Raw genomic sequence first — 1,960 nt, forward strand, 5'->3', positions numbered from 1 at the left:
ATCAATTGTATAATAAATTGAAAATACCAGTTAATTTCAATATAGAAGCTGATTATAAGGAGTTAAAAAATGATTACGATTACATTATTATTGCTACGGGAAGTTCGCAAATTCCAAAAGAATTGGGTTGCTGGCAAGAGCTTGTGACGACCTGGGTGAGGGTAGCAAATGTTTTAGGGAATTTTGACCCGAAAACTCTTCTAATGTGGATAAATATTCTTTATACTAAAGGTGGTTATGTATATCTCATGCCTTATAATGAAAGAAGAGCGGTCTTGGCTATGGTATTGCCTTATATTTCAAAAGAAGAGTTGCAGTATTATTGGGATACATTTTTAAAAGTAGAAAAGATGCATGTGGATATTGTAAATATGGTGGATTTAGAGCATACTTCGGGTAATTGTTTTCCACATCAATATGAAAATCTGCTTTTTGTTGGGAATGCAGGAGGAGCTATAGAGCCTTTTTTAGGTTTTGGGACTTTTAACTCTATTGTAAGTGGAGCTATAGCAGCAAAAAGTATAGCTGAGGGAGTCGATTTTAAAAAAGAAATAAGCTTTTTGTCTGAGGCAAATATAAAGATGTTAGAATTTAGAAAAGCTTTAGACCTTATGGACAATGATAAGTTGGATAAGTTTATAAAAATTCTTACTTTTCCTCCTGTGAAAAAACTTATTTACAATACTAATTTCAATGCTATAAAATATGGCTCTATTTTTATGAAATATACAATAAATAAAATGAACAATAGACCTTATGAACATAGAAAGAAGGTATAAAAAATGAGAGTGGCAATAATTGGAGCAGGAGTAGCAGGCCTATGTTGTGCATATACTCTCGAGAAATTAGGTGTACCTTGTGATATTTACGAAAGAAAACATACAATTGGGAGCCTGTATTCTTATGGAGAATTGTTATTGCAGATTGTGCATAGACCTTATAAGGATCCTTTTAAGTTTATAGCTAAAGAGTTTGGAATTTTAATTGAGCCTTTGACTGAAGTAAAAAAGATAGTTATCAAATCTCCAAAGAGGAAAGCTTTCATTGAAGGTAAAAAACTTGGATATATTGTAAAAAAGGGGCAAGAGCAAGAAAGTGTAGAAAACCAATTGGCAAAAAAAATAAATGCAAAAATAAATTTTAATGTTAATGCGGATTATAGGGAATTAGCCAAATCTTATGATTATGTGGTAGTTGCTACAGGAAATAGTATGATAGCAAAGCAACTTACCGAAGTTAAAAATGTAGTTTCTTCAAGGATTAAAGGAGGAATTGCATTAGGGGATTTTGAGACTAATACTGTGCATTTATGGCTTAACACTCTATATGCAAGGTCAGGTTTTGGCTATCTTGTACCTCTTAGTCAAAATAAAGCGTCAATAATTCTTGTGGCTACTTATACGCAAAAAGAAGAGATTGAAAATATGTGGCATACATTTTTGTATCAAGAAAAATTAAATTATGAGATGATAGAAACTTTTGAAACGCAATTGGACATCAGTATAACAGATAGACATCAAATAGACAATATGTATCTAATAGGAAATGCAGGGGGATTTTTAGACCCTTTTTTAGGATTTGGACTTTTAAATGCAGTGGAGAGCGCAGTCTATGCGGGAGAATCAATAAAACATGGTGAAGATTATGAAAAAAAAGTAAAAAAAATAACAGATAGAGTTGATAAGCTTATAGATTTTAGGAAGATGATGGATAGCATAAAAAATGAAGACTATGATAGGGTAGTAAAAGTGATTGGAAATCCTATAGTTAAAAGAGTGATGTACAAAACTAATTTAGATGTGATAAAATATTTACATTTTCTTATGAAAATAACAAACAGGCCCCAGTGATTAAACTGGGCCTTAAATATTCCACAATTGAAGTCCTGTTGTTTCATCGTAAAATCTTTCCAAATTATTGTCACCGTAATCTGTTATTACGAATTCTGCAGCAAATATTA

General features: G+C 31.6%; 2 protein-coding genes and 1 pseudogene. 2 read left to right on the plus strand and 1 reads right to left on the minus strand.

The window, feature by feature from the left end:
- Both M663_RS0105470 and M663_RS0105475 read left to right on the plus strand, forming a co-directional pair.
- Nucleotides 1–779 (plus strand): hypothetical protein (locus tag M663_RS0105470; protein ID WP_042805168.1); only part of this gene is annotated, 779 nt, incomplete at its 5' end.
- Between the two features lie 3 nt (nucleotides 780–782).
- Nucleotides 783–1,850 carry an NAD(P)/FAD-dependent oxidoreductase gene (locus M663_RS0105475; RefSeq protein WP_029688234.1) on the plus strand — a complete coding sequence of 356 codons (1,068 nt, stop codon included), beginning with the start codon at nucleotides 783–785 and terminating at the stop codon, nucleotides 1,848–1,850.
- 12 nt (nucleotides 1,851–1,862) lie between these two features.
- Here the strand turns inward: M663_RS0105475 and M663_RS15835 are convergent.
- Nucleotides 1,863–1,960: pseudogene (locus M663_RS15835) on the minus strand (DNA-binding protein); the annotation flags it as partial.

The organism is Thermoanaerobacter sp. A7A, assembly GCF_000445185.1.
Lineage (GTDB): Bacteria > Bacillota > Thermoanaerobacteria > Thermoanaerobacterales > Thermoanaerobacteraceae > Thermoanaerobacter.

Bases quoted from the DNA above. Each gene is read 5' to 3' on its own strand.
- M663_RS0105475 (WP_029688234.1), top strand. From the start codon at position 783: ATGAGAGTGGCAATAATTGGAGCAGGAGTAGCAGGCCTATGTTGTGCA.